Origin of the sequence: Azoarcus sp. PA01 (assembly GCA_001274695.2) — a bacterium.
Classification (GTDB): domain Bacteria; phylum Pseudomonadota; class Gammaproteobacteria; order Burkholderiales; family Rhodocyclaceae; genus Aromatoleum.
This window is the reverse complement of record LARU01000002.1, coordinates 1384528-1401270: the sequence shown is the minus strand read 5'-3', so window position 1 is coordinate 1401270 and position 16743 is coordinate 1384528. Positions and strand designations below refer to the sequence as shown.

Below are 16743 nucleotides of genomic sequence, written 5' to 3'. Positions count from 1 at the left end.
TTGCGGGCGCGGCCGCCTAGACGATCTCGAAAAACGCCAGGTCGCGCTCGATGTCGTTCGCCGAGAAGCCGCAGCCGATGCGGCCCGGGCCGATCAGCGGCAGTTCGCCGGCCTTGATGTACCGCTCGGCGCCGCCGTTTTCGGCGATGTACGTGCCGTTGGTGCTGCGGTCGATCAGGACGAACCCTTCACGCCGGCGCTCGATGCGCGCGTGCTGGCGCGAAGTGCGCCGGTCGATGATGACGATGTCGTTGCCGATCTCGCGCCCCAGCAGCACCACCGGACGGTTCTCCTCGACGAACAGCACGTCCTGCTGGTGGTGGATTCTCAGCCGTTGCGCGATGCGCTCCGCAGCCGGGATCGACGTGATCGTGCCCGAATACCGCACGATCTCGAACGCCGGCCAGCCCAGGCCGTCGAGCGCCGGGTCCTGCAGCGCCGTGTTGCAGGCGAGATGGCGCACGCCGGGCGACAGCTGCATCACGACCGCATTGCTGGCGAGGATGTGGCCGGGTCGCGCGGTATCGGCGAGGCGCATCGCGAGCGCCTCGTCGGCGCTGACTGCCTGGCCCGGGGCGGCCGCGCCATAGTGCACGCCGACGCGGATCAACATCCGCAGGCCGCGCAGCGGCGGCAGGCTTTCGACGCGCTCGAGCATTTCGCAGGCGGCGAGGATCGCCGCGTCGCAGCGCTCGAACGTCGTGCACGCGCGTGCCGATTCGCGGCGCAGCCGGGTTCCGCCGTTGGCCTCGACGGCCCGCTCGATGCGGTGCATGCAGCGCTCGACCGCATGGCTGACTTCATGCGCGCCGAGCGCCTCGGCAAAGCGCTGTCTCCCGGGTATTTCGGCAACGAGGACGCAGACGTTCTTCGGCTGGATCATGTGCGGGGGCAGTCACGGCCGCGGCCGCGTTCCCGCGCCGGGCGGGCCGGAGCGGGACGTGTCGCGTGGGATCGGTCGCGTGGGATGGGGGTCAGGTTCTGTGCCGGGCGGATCGGCGCCTACTCCCCGTCCGTCGGGCGATCGGCGAATTGCATTACGGTGGGCATGACGGCGTGCATCGGCGCGGCGGACGCGGACGGCACCTCGACGTGGTCGAACGCGATGTCGCCTTCGGCGACGACCGTGTCGCGCGTCAGGTTGCGAAAGTCGAACAGCGATGCGTCGGCGAGATGTGACGGCACGACTTGGCCGAGCGCGGTCGCGATCGATTCGATGCGCCCCGGATGCTCGCGCGCCCAGCCTTGCAGCATCGTCTTGATCTGCTTCCGCTGTGCGTTTTCCTGCGAGCCGCACAGGTTGCACGGAATGATCGGGAACGCCATCGTCCGCGCGAAGCGCGCGATGTCGGCTTCGGTGCAGTACGCAAGCGGCCTGATCACGACGTGTTCGCCGTTGTCGCTGACGAGCTTCGGCGGCATCGCCTTGATCTTGCCGCCGAAGAACAGGTTCAGGAACAGCGTCTCGAGCATGTCGTCGCGGTGATGGCCGAGCGCGATGCGCGTCGCGCCGAGCTCGCGCGCAACGCGGTAGATGATGCCGCGCCGCAGCCGCGAGCACAGCGAACAGGTCGTCTTGCCCTCGGGGATCTTGTCCTTGACGATCGAGTAGGTGTCCTCGCTGACGATGCGGTATTCGACACCGATCGACTCGAAATAGGCCGGCAGCACTTCGGCGGGGAAGCCGGGCTGCTTCTGGTCGAGGTTCATCGCGATGATGCGGAAGTCGACCGGCGCGCGTTCGCGCAGCGCGAGCAGGCACGACAGCAGCGTGTACGAATCCTTGCCGCCGGATACGCACACCATCACCGTGTCGCCGTCGCCGATCATGTTGAAGTCGGCGATCGCCTTGCCGACGCTGCGCTCGAGCTTTTTCTTCAGCCGCAGGAAAGTGTTCGAAAAGCGGGTGTCGGCCGCTTCGGCGAGGGCTGAAGTCGCCGCGGCGAGGGCTGGAGTCGCCGCGGCGACAGCGGAAAGGGGAGTCACGGTTGAACGTCCTGCGGGGAAACGAACGCAATTATACCTTTGCGCCCTGCGCACGCGGTCCTGCTGCGCTCAGAGGTGCGCGCTGCGCCCGCCGTCGACGGCGATGATCTGCCCGGTGACATACGGCGCGTCGAACAGCAGGAAGCGGACCGTGCGGGCGATGTCGGCAGCCGATCCGATCCGTCCGAGCAGCGTGTGGCGGACGATCTCGTCGCGCTGCTCGGGCGGAAACTGGCCGTCGTCCGGCCACTCGATCGCGCCGGGCGACACGCCGTTCACTCTGACGTCGGGCGCGAGCTCCAGCGCCAGCGCCCGGGTGAGACCGAGCAGGCCGGCCTTCGCGGCACAATACAGCGGGTAGTTGCGCAGCGGCCGCTCGGCGTGGATATCGACGATGTTGACGATCGCACCGCGCTGGCGCCGCAGCATCGGCGCCGCGGCCTGCGCGAGGAACAGCGGGCCTTTCAGGTTCGAACCGATCAGCTCGGTCCATGCCGCGGCGTCGATATGGCCGAGCGGCGTCGGGAAGAAGCTCGACGCGTTGTTCACGACGGCGTCGAGCCGGCCGTGCGTCGCGAGCAATCCGTCGATCAAGGCCGCGGGAACGCCGTCGTCCTTGAGGTCACCGTGCGCGAGCGACGCCGAGCCGGGGCGCAACCGGTCGAGCTCGGCAGCCACGGCGCGGGCCTCGGCTGCCGAATTGCGGTAATGCAGCACGACGTGTGCGCCGCTGGCGTGCAAGGTCCGCGCGATTTGGGCACCGACGCGCCGGGCGGCGCCGGTAACCAGGATGACGGGCGAGGCTGTGGTGCTCATCGTGCCGGATTCCTCGGTTCTGGCCACCCGCGCGTGGCCGCTGGAGACAGACGCTAGAATACGCGTTTTCCCGAGTGCCGCCGCCCATGTCCCTGCCTCAACCTTCCGCCGACGCGATCGAACAAAGCGCGCGCCTGGTGCGCTCGATCACCGAATCCATCGCCGCGGCCGGCGGCTGGATGCCCTTCTCGCGCTACATGGAACTGGCGCTGTATTCGCCGGGGCTCGGGTATTACAGCGGCGGGGCGAGGAAATTCGGCCCGGGTGGCGACTTCATCACGGCTCCGGAGCTGACGCCGCTGTTCGGCCAGGCGCTCGCGGCGCAGGTCGAGCAGGTGATGCACGCCTCCGCCGCGCACGTGATCGAAGCGGGAGCGGGCACCGGACTGCTCGCTGCCGATCTGCTGCTCGAACTCGAGCGGCGGGACTGCCTGCCCGAGACTTACGGCATCCTCGAACTGTCGGGCGAACTGCGCGAGCGCCAGTTCGACGTGCTGGCCGAGAAAGCGCCGCGTCTGGCGAGTCGCGTACGCTGGCTCGACGCGCTGCCGGAGCGTTTTTCCGGCGCGCTGGTCGCGAACGAAGTCCTCGACGTGATGCCGGTGCACCTTGTCGTGTCGCGCCCCGAAGGGCTGTTCGAGCGCGGCGTCGCCGTCGATCCGTCGGGCACGCTGCGCTGGGCGGACTCGCCGGCGAGCGGAGCGGTCGCCGACGCGGCGCGCGCGCTCGACCTGCCGTTGCCCGAGAGCGGCGAATACGTCACCGAGCTGAACCTCGCTGCGCGCGCGTGGGTCGGCGAATGGGCGCAGCGCCTCGAGCGCGGCGCGCTGCTGCTCGTCGATTACGGTTATCCGCGCGCCGAGTATTATCTGCCGTCGCGCTCGAACGGCACGCTGCTGTGCTATTACCGCCACCATGCGCACGCCGATCCTTTCCTGTGGCCGGGGCTGAACGACATCACCGCGTTCGTCGATTTCACGTCGGTCGCCGAAGCGGCGTTCGACGCCGGGCTCGACGTGCTCGGCTACACCAACCAGGCCGCGTTCCTGTTCAACTGCGGGCTGCTCGAATGCCTCGCGCGGCGCGGGCCCGAGACGTCGGCGGACTACATCCGCGCAGCGCGCGCCGCGCAGCGACTGACGACGCCACAGGAAATGGGGGAGCTCTTCAAAGTGCTTGCGCTCGGCAAAGGCATCCCCGACCCGCTGCTCGGGTTCCAGCGCGGCGACCGGGTGCACGCGCTGTAATCCGCAGCGCGCTTCGCTGCGAACGCATCGGTCGGGTGCACTGCGCGGGTCGGCGCGCTCCCGAGCGCTGTTCCGGCGACGTCGCGCTTTCCGGCTTGCGCGTCACGCGGCCTGCGCGGTCTCTATTCCTGGTAGCGGTAAACCGCCTGCAGGAAGTCGTCGACGTCGAGCGGCGGCGGCGGGCGATTCCCGGCCCCTTCGCCGCGTCCGGCGTGCTGCAACGGGAGCGCGGGTTCGGGTTGCGGCGGCAGCCAGCTGGCGTTGAGCACTTCGTCGCCGTATTCATCGGGATTCCCGATCACGTTGCCTGCGTGCATTTCCATGATGATCACCATGATGGCCTCCGCGACGTACCCCGTTGTTCCGGCTTCCCGGCGTTGGTCGCGCGGACCGGGAAATGCCGGCGGCACCGGGGCGCCGCGAGTGTCTGCAGCTGCCCGCTCCGGGTTCGAGCTCCGGAGGGGGCACGGCTGACGGGGTTCCGGAGTGACCCCGCGCTTTCATCTTGGCGCCGAATGATTACAGTTTCCAGTACTAAACTTCGACAAGTTGTACCGTGAGCCATTCAAGGAGCATTTGCGCGACACTTTCCCAGTCGCGCTCGAGCATGACTCCATGCCCCAGGCCAGGGAGGATCCTCGCCTCCAGGCCATACAGCGCCGCGGTCATCGCGACCTGCGCCGGCGGGATGAGGTGATCGTGTTCCGCGCCGACGATCAGCATCGGCGGACGGTGCATGCGCGACGGTTGCGGCAGGTTGAAAAGCGTCATGTCCCACACTGCGCGGTGGGATTCGGGCTGGCACAGATGGTAGTAGCGCATCAGCGCGCCGTCATCGACCGGCTGGTGGAACAGGGCTTCGCGCAGGCTTTCCGGGTCGGGCTGGCTGCCGGCGAGCATCTGGTTCAGGTTGCCGAGGAGGTGCGGCTTGTTGAACATCAGGCCCAGCGCCGAGCCCATCAGCCCTTGCGGCGGGACCGAGCACAGCAGCGCGACGGCGGGGACGTCAGCCTCCTCGAGGTACTTCTGAATCACCATCCCGCCCATCGAATGGCCGATCAGCGCCGGCGTCCGCGGCAACGCGGCGACGACTTCGCCGACGTCGCGCACGTAGTCGTCGATCGAGAACGAATCGAGTCTTCCGCGCCTGCGGCTTGCACCATGGCCGGACAGCGACAGCGCGTAGCAGTCGAAGCCGGCAGCGGCGAAATACGGCAAAAAATGTTCGTCCCAGCACCACGCGCCGGTGTAGGCGCCGTGGATGAACAGCAGCGGGACCGGTGAAACCGCGTTGCCTGCGGGGCGCGCAATCACCTCGAGTTCGCCGAAAGGCCCCCCACTCATTGCGGCACCGCCATGCCGCGCTGCACGGCCGGCCGCGCCGCGATCGCATCGAACCATCGCCGCACTTCAGGGAAGCGGTCGAGATCGATTCCTTGCCAGTCGTGACTCGCAATCCACGGGAACGTCGCGATGTCGGCGACCGAATAATCGGCGCCGGCGAGCCAGTCGCGGCCGGCGAGACGGGTATTGAGGACGCCGTAGATGCGCGCGGCTTCCTTCGCGTAGCGTTCGACCGCGTACGGGATCACTTCCGGCGCGTAACGCAGGAAATGATGCGCCTGCCCGAGCATCGGGCCGACGTTGCCCATCTGGAACATCAGCCACTGGATCGCCTCGCAGCGCTCGCGCGCTGCGGCCGGCAGCAGGCGCCCGGTCTTTTCGGCGAGATACAGCAGGATCGCGCCGGATTCGATGATGGTGATCGGCTCGCCGTCCGGCCCTTCGTCATCGACGATCACCGGGATGCGGTGGTTCGGGTTCAGCGCGAGGAACTCGGTCGCGAATTGCTCGCCGCGCGAAATGTCGATCGGGCGCGTTGCGTAGCGCAGCCCGAGTTCCTCGAGTGCGATCGAGATCTTGCGGCCGTTGGGCGTGGTCCAGGTGTAAAGCGTGATCATCGGACAGGCTCCGTCGATGGCGGCGCGAACGCCGCGTTGCGAGACGCACCCTTCGCAAGGTCTAATGCGAATTTGGGGCGGAGATCGGAATGCTTAAGTGGCTGGTCGTGGTGGCGCTGATCGTCCTCCTGACCGGCCTGCTCCGGCCGGACATCATGCGCCGCCTGCGCTTCGGCCATCTGCCAGGCGATTTTCATTTTCGCCTGTGGGGCCGTGCGATCCATCTGCCATTTACCAGCACGATACTGCTGAGTGTTCTCGGCTGGGCGCTGCTGCGCGCATTGTGAGTCGCTCCATGCAAACGGGCGGCCCGCGGAGTCAGTCTTCCTCTTCCGCACGCCGCGCCTTGACGGCCGCCACCCGCGCCTCGTGCACGCGTTGCGGGATGCTTGCCTTGTCGGGGCAGCTGCGCGCGATCGCCCCGGCGTCGACCGACCGGACCGCGGCGAGCGCGTCCTGCCACAGCGCGGCCTGCGTATAAGGGCGCTCGGCCAGCCCTGGGCGGCCGTGGAAATCGCACGCTGCGGCGTCGAGCAACAGGCCGAAACGTTCCGGGCGACGCAGCGCATCGGTGCGTTCGAGCAGCTTCACGACCGTCACCGGACGCAATGCACATGCCTGATGCAGGATGCCGTGCTCGCGCGCCAGCAGCACCGCGAGGTCGCGGCACTCAACCGGCGCCTTCAGGCGCTCCGACACGACCCGCGCGCGATCGGCGCTCTTCGCCTCGTGGCCGTAATGGTGCGGCAATACGTGCACCGGCGTGTCGGCTTTGCCCAGATCGTGCAGCAGGCACGCCCAGCGGACGGCGAGCGGCTGCGCAGTGGCCGCAGCGTGGTCGACGACCGCCATCACGTGAATGCCGGTGTCGATTTCGGGGTGGTGCTGCGGCGGCTGCGGCACGCCGAACAGGCGATCGACTTCGGGCAGGATGCGCGCGAGCGCGCCGCATTCGCGCAGCACGGCGAACATCCGCGACGGGCGGCGTTCCATCAGGCCGCGCGCGAGCTCCTGCCACACGCGCTCCGCGACCAGGTGGTCGACTTCGCCCTCGTCGACCATCGTGCGCATCAGCGCGAGCGTCTCGGGCGCGACCGAAAACCCGTCGAAGCGCGCGGCAAAGCGTGCGACGCGCAGAACGCGCACTGGATCTTCGGCGAACGCGTCGCTGACATGGCGGAACACGCGGTTTTCGAGGTCGCGGCGCCCGCCGTACGGGTCGATCAGCGTGCCGTCCTCGTCCTGCGCGATCGCGTTGATCGTCAGGTCGCGGCGGCGCAAGTCCTCTTCGAGCGTGACGTCCGGCGACGCGTGCACGGTGAAACCGGTATAGCCGCGGCCGCTCTTGCGTTCGGTACGGGCGAGGGCGTATTCCTCGCCGGTGCGAGGATGGAGGAACACCGGGAAATCCTTGCCGACGGCGCGAAAGCCGCGCGCGAGCATCTCGTCGGGAGTCGCGCCGACGACCACCCAGTCATGATCCTGCACCGGCAGGCCGAGCAGGCGGTCGCGCACCGCGCCGCCGACGACATAAACACGCATCAGCCGTAAAGGTCTTCGGACGGAATCGATTCGCTTTCGGCATTCGCTGCGGCTGCCCATTCCCGCATCAGCGGGTGCGCGAGCATCGCGTCGAGATACTCGCCTGCCGCTGCGGCGGGTCGCACGCCGTAAGTCCTGAAACGGAAGCAGACCGGCGCGTACATCGCATCGGCTATTGAGAACGCGCCGAACAGATACGGCCCGGCGGGGTTCGCGCGCGTGCCGAAACGCTCGCGGCAGTCGTTCCAGATCGCCTCGATGCGCGCGATGTTCGCATCGACCGCCGCGTTGTGCCCCTGGCCGGCGTAGTCCTTGCGGATGTTCATCGTCATGTGCTGGCGCAGGTCGGTGAAGCCCGAATGCATCTCGGCGCTGACCGCGCGGGCGATGGCGCGCGCCGCGGCGTCGGCCGGCCACAGTCCCGGCGCTTTTTCGGCGAGGTATTCGCAGATCGCGAGCGAGTCCCAGATCGCCAGCCCGTGGTCGATCAGGCACGGCACTTTCCCGGACGGCGAGTGCGACAGGATGCGTTCGCGGCTGCCGGGGATGAACAGCGCGATGCGGATCTCCTCGAACTGCTGGCCGCTGGCCTTGGCCGCGAGCCACCCACGCAACGACCAGGACGAGTAGTTCTTGTTGCCGATGATCAGTTTCATGCACGAAGTCTCCGTCGGGTGGGGAATCGTCCGGCCGGTCAGCCGTGGGGTCGGCCGGAGTGGCTACGCATCGAATAGTAGCGGGCGCGCTGCGACCTGTCGCCGATATATGACGGCGCGACGGCCTCCAGCGGCGTCGGGGCCATGCCGAACGGCAGCGGCGCGCCGCTCGCGACGTTGTCGACGCGCATCGAGCGCAGGTTGTCGCGGCTCATGATCGGATTCGGCAGCCATTCCATCAGGGCCGCCTGCATCATCGCGAGCCCGTTCGGCAGCGGGAGGATCGGGCGGGGTGCGCCGGCCAGATCGCTGATGTATTCGACCAGCTCGCGCAGCGTATAGACGCGCGGCCCGGCGAGTTCGAACAGCTCGCCGGCGGCGGCCGGCTCGCGCAGGCAGCGGCAGATCACCGCCGCGACGTCTTCGACGTACACCGGCTGGAAGCGCGTGCGCGCGCCGCCCAGCGGCAAAACCGGAAACTGCCTTGCCAGCTTGGCGAAGAGGTTCGTGAAGTGGTCGCCGCGGCCGAACATCACCGCCGGGCGCAGCACGGTCCACGCCGGGGCATCGCCGCCGGCGCGTACTGCCGCTTCGCCGGCGGCTTTCGAGCGCAGGTATTCGGACGGACCGTCGGGCGACGCGCCGAGCGCGCTCACATGCACGAGATGGGGAACGCGCGCGGCGCGGCACGCGGCGACGATCTTTTGCGGCAACTCGACATGGGCGCGCGCGAAGTCCCGGCCATACGGGGAGCCCGACCGGGAATGCAGGATCCCGACGAGGTTGATGACCGCATCGACGCCGCTGACGAGGTGGGCGAGCGTCGCCGGATCATGCACGTCCGCTTCGACGACTTCGACGGTCGGCAGCAGCAGCAGATCACGCGCGCGGCTCGCGCGGCGAGTCGGAACGACGACTTCGACAGCGGCTCCGGCAAGCCGGTTGGCAACGGCGCTGCCGACGAAGCCGGAGCCGCCGATGAGCACGACGCGTTCGATTTTCATGTTGAGGCTCCCGTGCAGGCAACGATGCGAGGATCACTGGTCTTCGGCGGGGCGGGGAGCGATCGTGCCGAGCCGCTGCTTCAGCGACTGGGGTCGGCCTTCGAGCATCGCCGCATAGATGACCGCATTGGACATCACCTTCTTGACATAGTCGCGTGTCTCGTCGAAAGGAATCGTTTCGGCATAGATCGCGCCTTCGAGCGCGCGCTGGTCGCGCCAGCGTCGGGCCCGGCTCGGCCCTGCATTGTAGCCGGCGGATGCGAGCACCGGATGATTGTCGAGTCCGTCGAGAATCAGCCGCATGTAGCTCGTGCCCAGCAGGACGTTGGTGTTGGGATCGGTGAGCATGCCCGCGTGGTAGCCCGGCAGGCCGATCTTGCCGGCGACCCATTTGCCGGTTGCCGGCATCACCTGCATCAGCCCCTGGGCGCCGGAACTCGAGCGCGCCGGCGCGATGAAGCGGCTTTCCTGGCGCATCAGCCCGTATACCCAGCCGATGTCGAGCCCGCGCTCGCGCACCTGCGGCTCGATCAGCGGGCGATACGGGGTGATATAGCGCAGGTCGAAGTTCGCGCGCGCGTCGGTGCGTTCGGCAGTGTTGATCGCGCGGTCGAAGATCTCGTGGCTGAGCGCGAGGCGTGCGGCCGCGACGAGGAAGCCTTCATCCTGGCCGCGCAGCGCCCAGTTCCATTCGCGCGCCGCTTCGGTGCGCAGGTCGAGCCGGTACAGCGCGAGGGCGCGCTGCAGGCCGGGATCGGCCGCGGCCCGCGCGGTGTCGCCCGTCGTCACCACGCCGTTGCCGGCGGGTGCGGAAAAAAGCTCGCCGCCTTCTTCGGCCGCGAGCAGACCGTAAAAATGCGGCTCGCCGGCGATGCGCCGGTAGAGTGCGGCGGCTTCGTCGGCACGGCCGAGTGCAGCGCGTGCGCGCCCCAGCCAGTAGATCCACTCCGGGCGGGCCTGCTCGGCCGCCGGCAGCGCCGCGATCGAGGATTCGACCATGCGCCATTCCTCGACCCTGAGCGCCGCGCGCACCCGCCACGCGCGCTGTTCGCTGCTCATCGCCACGTCGCCGGCCGCGCGGTACCACTCCGAGGCCTGCGGCAGGCGTGCGAGCGCGCCGTAGTGGCCGAGGATTGCATGCGCGTAGGCCCGTTCGTCGTGGTCGAGCCGGTCGCTGATGCGCTCGAAGCGGACCTGCGCGGCACGCGGATCGTCCTCGCGCGCGAGGCTGACCAGCGCCGTCAAGGCGAGTTCGCGACCCGGCCGCGTCGCGGCGAAGTTCGCGGGCAGGCGGTCGAGGTACGCGGCGGGAGACTTCACCGCGTGGTCGAAGCTGGCGAGTTTCGGCATTTCGCCGGCCGCGAGCCACGCGAGCGTGCTGCGCGCGGCGGTGAAGCTGCGGGTCTCGACCTGGCGGCGGAATCGCCACCACAGCTCGTCGATGCCGACCCCACCGCCGGTCGCGAGCGCGCGCAGCACCGGCTCGCAGGCGACGTGGCTGCCGGTCAATTCCATCCACTGGGCGCGGGTCTCGGCCAGCACTGCGGTGTCGCCGAGGTTGAGCCGGGCGGTGCGGTAATGGCAGCGCAGCTCGGCGTCCGGTTCGCGCAGGTCGACGTACAGGCGCAGGAATCCCGACCAGTCCTCGTCGCGCACCGTCCGGCGCAACCAGTCGGCGCGCAGGCGCTCGGCAAGGAGGCTGTCGGGATCCTGCACCAGGAATTCGGTCAACTCGACGATCGGCGCCGGGTCGGGGCGCGCGAGCTTGTTCGACAGCAGCCAGTACTTGACGTACGGGTCGAGCGGATGCGACGTGCGTTCCGCGTCGAGCTGCTCGAGTGCGCCGCGGTCGCCGGTGCGCAGCGCCTCGCGCGCCGCCAGGATCCGTTCATCCCCCGGGTCGCCGTGCACCCCCGCGCTCAGACCCGCCAACGCCAGCGCCACGCCTGCCCACAATCCCTTGATCATCCCTTACCATCCTGTTTTTGATTCGATTCACCTTAGCACAGTGACGACGCCCGTTTCCCCTGCCGACGACGACGCGCACCGCATCCGGCGGGCGCTGCGCGAGCGCGCGCGTGCCGAGCGCGTCGCGCTGCCGGACGAGCGGCGTGCGGCGCTCACGGAGCAGCTCGAAGCGCATCTGGACGGGCTGGTCGCGCAACTTGCGCCGCACGTATTGGCGTTCTGCTGGCCGTATCGCGCCGAGCCCGACCTGCGTGCATGGATGTGCCGCTGGCTCGCCGGCGGGCCGTCGCGCATCGCAGTGCTGCCGGTCGTGCTCGCAAAGGCGACGCCGCTGGTGTTCCGCCGGTGGACGCCGGGCATGGAAATGGTCTTCGATCGCCACGGTATCCCGCATCCGCCCGACGGCGCGGCGCTCGTGCCGGATGCGGTGCTGGTGCCGTGCAACGCGTTCGACGCCGCCGGCTACCGGCTCGGCTACGGCGGCGGCTATTTCGATCGCACGCTGGCGCTGATCGACACGGTCGCGGTCGGCGTCGGTTTCGAGCTGGGGCGCGCCGAAACGGTGTATCCGCAGCGCCACGACCGCCCGATGCAGTGGATCGTGACCGAAGCGGGAGCTTTCCCGGCCCGGCCGCACGCTGCCTGAAGCGAGGTTTCAGCCGAGGAACATGCGGTACGCGGGGTTTCCCGACTCGTCGGCGTATTCGTACCCGAGCCGGTCGAGGAACGCGCCGAAAGCTGCCTTGTCGCCGGGAGGCACTTGCATGCCGACCAGCACGCGGCCGAAATCCGAGCCGTGGTTGCGGTAGTGGAACAGGCTGATGTTCCAGTCCGAGTGCAGGTTGGTGAGGAAATTCATCAGCGCGCCGGGCCGCTCGGGAAATTCGAAGCGGTACACGAGCTCGTTGTCGACGTGCGGCGCGCGGCCGCCGACCATGTAGCGGATGTGGCTCTTCGCCATTTCGTCGTCGGTGAGATCGACTGCCGGCAGCTCGTGGCGGTCGAGCATCTCGATGAGACGGGAAGCTTCGCCGCGGTTGTGCACCGACACGCCGACGAAGATGTGCGCCTGTTCCGGGTCGGCGTAGCGATAGTTGAACTCGGTGATGTGGCGGTCGCCGACGAGGCTGCAGAATTTGCGGAACGAGCCGGGGCGTTCGGGAATCGTCACGGCGAAAACCGCTTCCCGTTGCTCGCCGACTTCGGCGCGTTCGGCGACGAAACGCAGCCGGTCGAAGTTCATGTTCGCGCCGGACGCGACTGCCACGAGCGCTTTGCCGTGCAGGTTGTGGCGCTTCGCGTATTCCTTCGCGCCGGCGATCGCGAGCGCCCCGGAAGGCTCGAGGATCGAGCGCGTGTCCTCGAAGACGTCTTTCAGCGCAGCGCAGATCGCGTCGTTGTCGACGAGGACCATTTCGTCCACGTATTCCCGGCACAGCCGGAACGTCTCTTCGCCGACCTGCTTGACTGCAGTGCCGTCGGCGAACAGGCCGACCTGCTCGAGCACGACCCGTTCGCCCGCCGCGAGCGAGCGCGTCATCGCGTCGGCATCGACCGTCTCGACGCCGACGACCCGGATGTCGGGGCGCAGCCGCTTCACGTAGGCCGCGACGCCGGCGATCAGTCCGCCGCCGCCGACGGCGCAGAAGATCGCGTGGATCGGATCGGGGTGCGCCCGCAGGATCTCCATGCCGATCGTGCCCTGCCCGGCGATGACGTCCGGGTCGTCATAGGGATGGACGAAAGTGAGCTGCTCCGCTTTTTCCAGTTCCAGCGAGTGGGCGTAGGCGTCCGAGTACGAATCGCCGGCGAGCACCACTTCGCCGCCGCGCGACCTGACCGCGTCGACCTTGATCTGCGGCGTCGAAGTGGGCATCACGATCACTGCGCGCACGCCGAGCTTCTGCGCCGACAGCGCGACGCCCTGTGCGTGATTGCCCGCCGAAGCGCAGATCACGCCGCGCTTGAGCGCCTGCGGCGGCAGGTGCGCCATCTTGTTGTAGGCGCCGCGCAGCTTGAAGCTGAACACCGGCTGCATGTCCTCGCGCTTGAGGTACATGCGGTTGTGGATGCGTGCGGACAGGTTCGGGGCGAGATCGAGCCGGGTTTCCTCCGCGACGTCATAGACGCGGGCGTTGAGGGTTTTTTCCAGATAGTCCGGGATTGCGGCAGTCATCGGCGGTCGCTGAGCGGGAGGAGCAAAGGGAACGAGCGTAGCAGCCGGTGCGGCACGGCGGCAAGCGGGGGATCAGTCCGGGCCCGGCTCGCCTTCGAGCATGCGTTGCTGCCGGTCGATGAACTCCTGCGTCGAGTCGATGCCGCGCAGCTGCAGGATCGTCGAACGCACGGCGGCTTCGAGCAGCACCGCGATGTTGCGGCCCGCTGCGACCGGCAGGATCGCGCGGAGGACCGGCACGCCCAGCACCTCCTGGGTTTCGCGGTGCATCGGCAGCCGCGAAGGATCGGTCTGGCCGGGCAGGCGCCGCTCGAGATGGACCACGAGGCGCAGGCGCATCTTGCGGCGGCATGCGGTCTCGCCGAAGATGGTGCGGATGTTGAGGATGCCGAGGCCGCGCACCTCGATGAAATCCTTGAGCATTTCGGGGCAGCGGCCTTCGAGCACGGTCGGCGCGATGCGCGAGAATTCGACGATGTCGTCCGCGACCAAGCCATGGCCGCGCGAGATCAGCTCCAGCGCGAGTTCGGACTTCCCGGCGCCGGAGTTGCCGGTGATGAACACGCCCAGTCCGAGCACGTCCATGAACACGCCGTGCAGCGAGATTTTCTCGGCGAGCTCGCGCGACAGGTACAAGCGCAGCTGGTCGATGACGCTCGCGGCCGGATGAGGCGTGGTGAACAGCGCGATGTCGGCGTTCTCGCAGATCGTGCGCAGGATCGGCGGGATCTGACACTTGTCGGCGACGATGATCGCCGGCGGGCGGGCGTTGATGATCTCGGTGAGATGATGGCCGATTTTCTCGCGGGACTGACGCTGCGCCCACGACAGCTCCGCGGCGCCGAGGATCTGCAGCCGGGCCGGGTGGATCAGGTTCAGGTGGCCGATCAGGTCTGCCGGCCAGATGCGATCTTCAGTGACCGAAATCGTGCGGTCGAGCTGTCCGCTGACGTGCGTCAGCGCCAGCCTTTCGCGCTGCGCTTCATACAGCAGCGCGACGTTCGTCTGTCGCATGGGGTCCCCACGAGGCGAACAGGGAGTGGATCGTCGCGGCATCGGGCGCGGCGAGCAGGCGCTCGCGGAAGTCGCGGTCGCTGAACATCTGCGCGAGTTCGGAGAGCAGCTGCAGGTGGCGCTCGTTCGCCTGCTCCGGCACCAGCAGCACGAACAGCATGTTGACCGGCCGCCCGTCCGGCGCGTCGAACTGCACCGGCGTCGCGAGGCGCAGAAACGCGCCCGCCGCGTCCTTCAGGCCCTTGATGCGGCCGTGCGGAATCGCAATCCCCTGGCCGAGCCCGGTCGAACCGAGGCGTTCGCGTGAAAACAGGCTGTCGAATACCACGCTGCGGGCGATGCCGTGGTTGTTCTCGAACAGCAGGCCAGCCTGTTCAAAGACGCGCTTCTTGCTGCTCGCGTCGAGGTCGATGACCACGTTTGAAGGTGGCAGGAGTTCGGCAATGAGGCTCATGCTGCTCATGACGCGCGCGACGCCCGAAGAGGCGCCGCGCGCGGGAAAAGTCGTGAGGTGTGTCGCATGCGTGGGACGGATGCCCACGCATTATAGACACACCCTGGAGCGGGAAGAGAGAGGGACTCGATCAGAGTTCCGTGCTTTGGTGCTTCAGCGCGTCGTGATTGTGATCGAACGCTTTCTGCTTGTACTTCATGACTTGGCGGTCGAGCTTGTCGACCATCGCGTCGATCGCCGCATACAGGTCGACGTCGTCGCTCTCGACGTAGATGTCCTTGCCGCGCACGTGCAGGGTAACTTCGGCCTTCTGCCGGAGCTTCTCCACCGAAAGAATCACGCCGACGCTCGTCACGTTGTCGAAATGGCGGATCACGCGGTCGAGCTTGTTCGTGACATATTCGCGGATCGCGGGGCTGACTTCGACGTGATGTCCGGTAATGTTGAGATTCATGATCATTCCTCTTTTCAGATCGTCTTGCGCAGGCTGACCGGCGGGATATTGAGTGATTCGCGGTATTTTGCAATGGTGCGCCGCGCCACCACGATACCTTGCTGGCCCAACAATTCGGCAATCTTTGCGTCGGACAGAGGTTTCTTTCTGTCTTCGGCTTCGACCAACTGGCGGATCAGCGCGCGAATCGCCGTTGAGGATGCCGCTCCACCGGTGTCGGTGGCGACGTGACTGCCGAAAAAATATTTCAGTTCGAACACGCCTCGCGGGGTGGCCATGAATTTTTGTGTCGTGACTCGCGACACCGTCGATTCGTGCAGTTCCAGCTGGTCCGCGATTTCCCGCAGCGTCAGCGGGCGCATCGCCACCTCGCCATAATCGAAGAACTGCCGCTGCTGGTCAACGATCGCCTGGGAGACGCGCAGGATCGTGTCGAAACGCTGCTGCACGTTCTTGATCAGCCAGCGCGCTTCCTGCAACTGGCTCGTCAAGGCGCCGCCCGAGCCGCGATTCTGCTGCAGGATGCTCGCGTACAGCGAGTTGATGCGCAGTTTCGGCATCGCTTCGGGGTTCAGCGTGACGACCCAGCGCCCGCGCTGCTTGCGCACGACGACGTCGGGCATGATGTAGCGCGTTTCCTGCACCGAATGCTGCGACCCGGGGTGCGGATCGAGGCTGCAGATCAGCAGGTGCGCGCAGCGCAGCGCATCGTCGTCGCAGCCGAGCAGCCGCTTGAGGCGGACGAAATTGCGTTCGGCAAGGAGTTCGAGGTGATGATCGACGATTTTCAGCGCGAGTTCGCGCGCCGGCGTCGGCCGCATCGCGCGCAGCTGCAGGCTGAGGCATTCCTGCGGCGTGCGCGCCGCAACGCCTGCGGGGTCGAGGTTCTGCACATGGTGCAGCGCGATCGACAGGTCGTCGAGGTCGTATTCGAGTTCCGGCGGCAGCAGCGGCAGCAGCTCTTCGAGCGACTGGTTCAGATAGCCGTCGTCGTCGAGCGCCTCGATGATGAAGCGCACCAGCGCGCGATCGCGATCGGACAGCGGCGACAGGCTGACCTGCTGGTCGAGGTGGTCGCGCAGGCTGGTTTCGGCGGCCTGGAACTCCTGATAGTCGCTGTCGTCCTCGTCGTCGCGGTTCGACGAGCCGCTTCCGGCGCTCGACCATTCCCCGGCTTCGTCGAGGTTCGCCGGTCCGGCTTCGGCGTGCTGTTCGTTCGCGGCGGCAGGGGTTTCGCTCTCTCCGCCTGTGACTGCGGCGGTCGCGGGCGGGGGGGCAAAATCGCTGCCGTCGCCGTCCTCGCGTTCGAGCATCGGGTTCTCGAGCAGGAAGCGCTCGAGTTCCTGGTTCAGTTCGAGCGTCGATAGCTGCAGCAGCTTGATCGACTGCTGCAGTTGCGGCGTCAGCGTGAGGTGCTGGGAGAGTTTGAGCTGGAGGGTCGGCTTCATCGGCAGGCGGCTCGATC

General features: G+C 67.7%; 18 protein-coding genes. 3 read left to right on the top strand and 15 right to left on the bottom strand.

Annotation, left to right across the window (positions count from 1 at the left end; translation table 11 throughout):
• Positions 1-16: 16 nt before the first annotated feature.
• The 3 genes from PA01_07455 to PA01_07445 form a co-directional block, all read right to left on the bottom strand.
• On the bottom strand, positions 17-883 hold the full coding sequence (locus PA01_07455) for an FHA domain-containing protein (GenBank protein KON81462.1): 867 nt from the start codon (positions 881-883) through the stop codon (positions 17-19).
• 119 nt (positions 884-1002) lie between these two features.
• A complete protein-coding gene (gene ttcA / locus PA01_07450; GenBank protein ID KON81461.1) occupies positions 1003-1986 on the bottom strand; it encodes a tRNA 2-thiocytidine(32) synthetase TtcA in 984 nt (327 codons plus the stop codon).
• A 69-nt stretch (positions 1987-2055) separates the two neighbouring features.
• Complete coding sequence (locus PA01_07445) at positions 2056-2802, bottom strand: pteridine reductase (GenBank protein ID KON81460.1); 747 nt, start codon at positions 2800-2802, stop codon at positions 2056-2058.
• 86 nt (positions 2803-2888) lie between these two features.
• Between PA01_07445 and PA01_07440 the strand changes: the two genes are divergently transcribed.
• Entirely contained in the window at positions 2889-4049 is a 1161-nt protein-coding gene (locus PA01_07440; GenBank protein ID KON81459.1) for an SAM-dependent methyltransferase, read from the top strand.
• Positions 4050-4171: 122 nt separating this feature from the next.
• Here PA01_07440 and PA01_07435 read toward each other — a convergent pair whose 3' ends face one another.
• From PA01_07435 to PA01_07425, 3 genes are all read right to left on the bottom strand, one after another.
• A complete protein-coding gene (locus tag PA01_07435; GenBank protein ID KON81458.1) occupies positions 4172-4384 on the bottom strand; it encodes a hypothetical protein in 213 nt (70 codons plus the stop codon).
• Positions 4385-4583: 199 nt separating this feature from the next.
• Positions 4584-5393 (bottom strand): alpha/beta hydrolase, encoded by an 810-nt coding sequence (locus tag PA01_07430; protein KON81457.1) that lies wholly within the window; start codon positions 5391-5393, stop codon positions 4584-4586.
• Positions 5390-6010 carry a glutathione S-transferase family protein gene (locus PA01_07425; GenBank protein ID KON81456.1) on the bottom strand — a complete coding sequence of 207 codons (621 nt, stop codon included), beginning with the start codon at positions 6008-6010 and terminating at the stop codon, positions 5390-5392. The genes PA01_07430 and PA01_07425 overlap by 4 nt, the downstream gene beginning before the upstream one ends.
• Before the next feature lie 89 nt (positions 6011-6099).
• On the opposite strand from PA01_07425, the gene PA01_07420 reads away from it, so the two are divergent.
• On the top strand, positions 6100-6297 hold the full coding sequence (locus PA01_07420; protein ID KON81455.1) for a DUF2905 domain-containing protein: 198 nt from the start codon (positions 6100-6102) through the stop codon (positions 6295-6297).
• A 31-nt stretch (positions 6298-6328) separates the two neighbouring features.
• Here PA01_07420 and PA01_07415 read toward each other — a convergent pair whose 3' ends face one another.
• From PA01_07415 to PA01_07400, 4 genes are read right to left on the bottom strand one after another with little or no spacing between them, the layout of a single operon-like run.
• Positions 6329-7552, bottom strand: a complete 1224-nt coding sequence (locus PA01_07415; GenBank protein ID KON81454.1) for a multifunctional CCA addition/repair protein — start codon at positions 7550-7552, stop codon at positions 6329-6331.
• Entirely contained in the window at positions 7552-8208 is a 657-nt protein-coding gene (locus tag PA01_07410; GenBank protein KON81453.1) for a glutathione S-transferase family protein, read from the bottom strand. Before PA01_07410 ends, PA01_07415 begins: the two co-directional genes overlap by 1 nt.
• A 38-nt stretch (positions 8209-8246) precedes the next feature.
• On the bottom strand, positions 8247-9212 hold the full coding sequence (locus PA01_07405) for a complex I NDUFA9 subunit family protein (GenBank protein KON81452.1): 966 nt from the start codon (positions 9210-9212) through the stop codon (positions 8247-8249).
• 33 nt (positions 9213-9245) lie between these two features.
• A complete protein-coding gene (locus tag PA01_07400) occupies positions 9246-11180 on the bottom strand; it encodes a lytic transglycosylase domain-containing protein (GenBank protein ID KON81451.1) in 1935 nt (644 codons plus the stop codon).
• A gap of 40 nt (positions 11181-11220) precedes the next feature.
• Between PA01_07400 and PA01_07395 the strand changes: the two genes are divergently transcribed.
• Positions 11221-11826 carry a 5-formyltetrahydrofolate cyclo-ligase gene (locus PA01_07395; GenBank protein ID KON81450.1) on the top strand — a complete coding sequence of 202 codons (606 nt, stop codon included), beginning with the start codon at positions 11221-11223 and terminating at the stop codon, positions 11824-11826.
• Positions 11827-11835: 9 nt separating this feature from the next.
• Here PA01_07395 and ilvA read toward each other — a convergent pair whose 3' ends face one another.
• The 5 genes from ilvA to PA01_07370 form a co-directional block, all read right to left on the bottom strand.
• Positions 11836-13356 carry a threonine ammonia-lyase, biosynthetic gene (ilvA, locus tag PA01_07390; GenBank protein KON81449.1) on the bottom strand — a complete coding sequence of 507 codons (1521 nt, stop codon included), beginning with the start codon at positions 13354-13356 and terminating at the stop codon, positions 11836-11838.
• Positions 13357-13428: 72 nt separating this feature from the next.
• Positions 13429-14370: an HPr(Ser) kinase/phosphatase gene (gene hprK, locus PA01_07385; protein ID KON81448.1), complete on the bottom strand. Its 942-nt coding sequence runs from the start codon at positions 14368-14370 to the stop codon at positions 13429-13431.
• On the bottom strand, positions 14339-14824 hold the full coding sequence (gene ptsN, locus PA01_07380) for a PTS IIA-like nitrogen regulatory protein PtsN (protein ID KON81447.1): 486 nt from the start codon (positions 14822-14824) through the stop codon (positions 14339-14341). Before ptsN ends, hprK begins: the two co-directional genes overlap by 32 nt.
• Before the next feature lie 130 nt (positions 14825-14954).
• Entirely contained in the window at positions 14955-15278 is a 324-nt protein-coding gene (raiA, locus tag PA01_07375; protein ID KON81446.1) for a ribosome-associated translation inhibitor RaiA, read from the bottom strand.
• Between the two features lie 14 nt (positions 15279-15292).
• On the bottom strand, positions 15293-16726 hold the full coding sequence (locus PA01_07370; protein ID KON81445.1) for an RNA polymerase factor sigma-54: 1434 nt from the start codon (positions 16724-16726) through the stop codon (positions 15293-15295).
• Between the last annotated feature and the right edge of the window lie 17 nt (positions 16727-16743).

Bases quoted from the DNA above. Each gene is read 5' to 3' on its own strand.
- PA01_07370 (KON81445.1), bottom strand. From the start codon at position 16,726: ATGAAGCCGACCCTCCAGCTCAAACTCTCCCAGCACCTCACGCTGACG.
- PA01_07440 (KON81459.1), top strand. From the start codon at position 2,889: ATGTCCCTGCCTCAACCTTCCGCCGACGCGATCGAACAAAGCGCGCGC.
- PA01_07425 (KON81456.1), bottom strand. From the start codon at position 6,010: ATGATCACGCTTTACACCTGGACCACGCCCAACGGCCGCAAGATCTCG.
- hprK (KON81448.1), bottom strand. From the start codon at position 14,370: ATGCGACAGACGAACGTCGCGCTGCTGTATGAAGCGCAGCGCGAAAGG.
- PA01_07445 (KON81460.1), bottom strand. From the start codon at position 2,802: ATGAGCACCACAGCCTCGCCCGTCATCCTGGTTACCGGCGCCGCCCGG.
- ptsN (KON81447.1), bottom strand. From the start codon at position 14,824: ATGAGCCTCATTGCCGAACTCCTGCCACCTTCAAACGTGGTCATCGAC.
- raiA (KON81446.1), bottom strand. From the start codon at position 15,278: ATGAATCTCAACATTACCGGACATCACGTCGAAGTCAGCCCCGCGATC.
- PA01_07430 (KON81457.1), bottom strand. From the start codon at position 5,393: ATGAGTGGGGGGCCTTTCGGCGAACTCGAGGTGATTGCGCGCCCCGCA.
- PA01_07410 (KON81453.1), bottom strand. From the start codon at position 8,208: ATGAAACTGATCATCGGCAACAAGAACTACTCGTCCTGGTCGTTGCGT.
- PA01_07435 (KON81458.1), bottom strand. From the start codon at position 4,384: ATGGTGATCATCATGGAAATGCACGCAGGCAACGTGATCGGGAATCCC.
- PA01_07420 (KON81455.1), top strand. From the start codon at position 6,100: ATGCTTAAGTGGCTGGTCGTGGTGGCGCTGATCGTCCTCCTGACCGGC.
- PA01_07455 (KON81462.1), bottom strand. From the start codon at position 883: ATGATCCAGCCGAAGAACGTCTGCGTCCTCGTTGCCGAAATACCCGGG.
- PA01_07415 (KON81454.1), bottom strand. From the start codon at position 7,552: ATGCGTGTTTATGTCGTCGGCGGCGCGGTGCGCGACCGCCTGCTCGGC.
- PA01_07405 (KON81452.1), bottom strand. From the start codon at position 9,212: ATGAAAATCGAACGCGTCGTGCTCATCGGCGGCTCCGGCTTCGTCGGC.
- PA01_07400 (KON81451.1), bottom strand. From the start codon at position 11,180: ATGATCAAGGGATTGTGGGCAGGCGTGGCGCTGGCGTTGGCGGGTCTG.
- ilvA (KON81449.1), bottom strand. From the start codon at position 13,356: ATGACTGCCGCAATCCCGGACTATCTGGAAAAAACCCTCAACGCCCGC.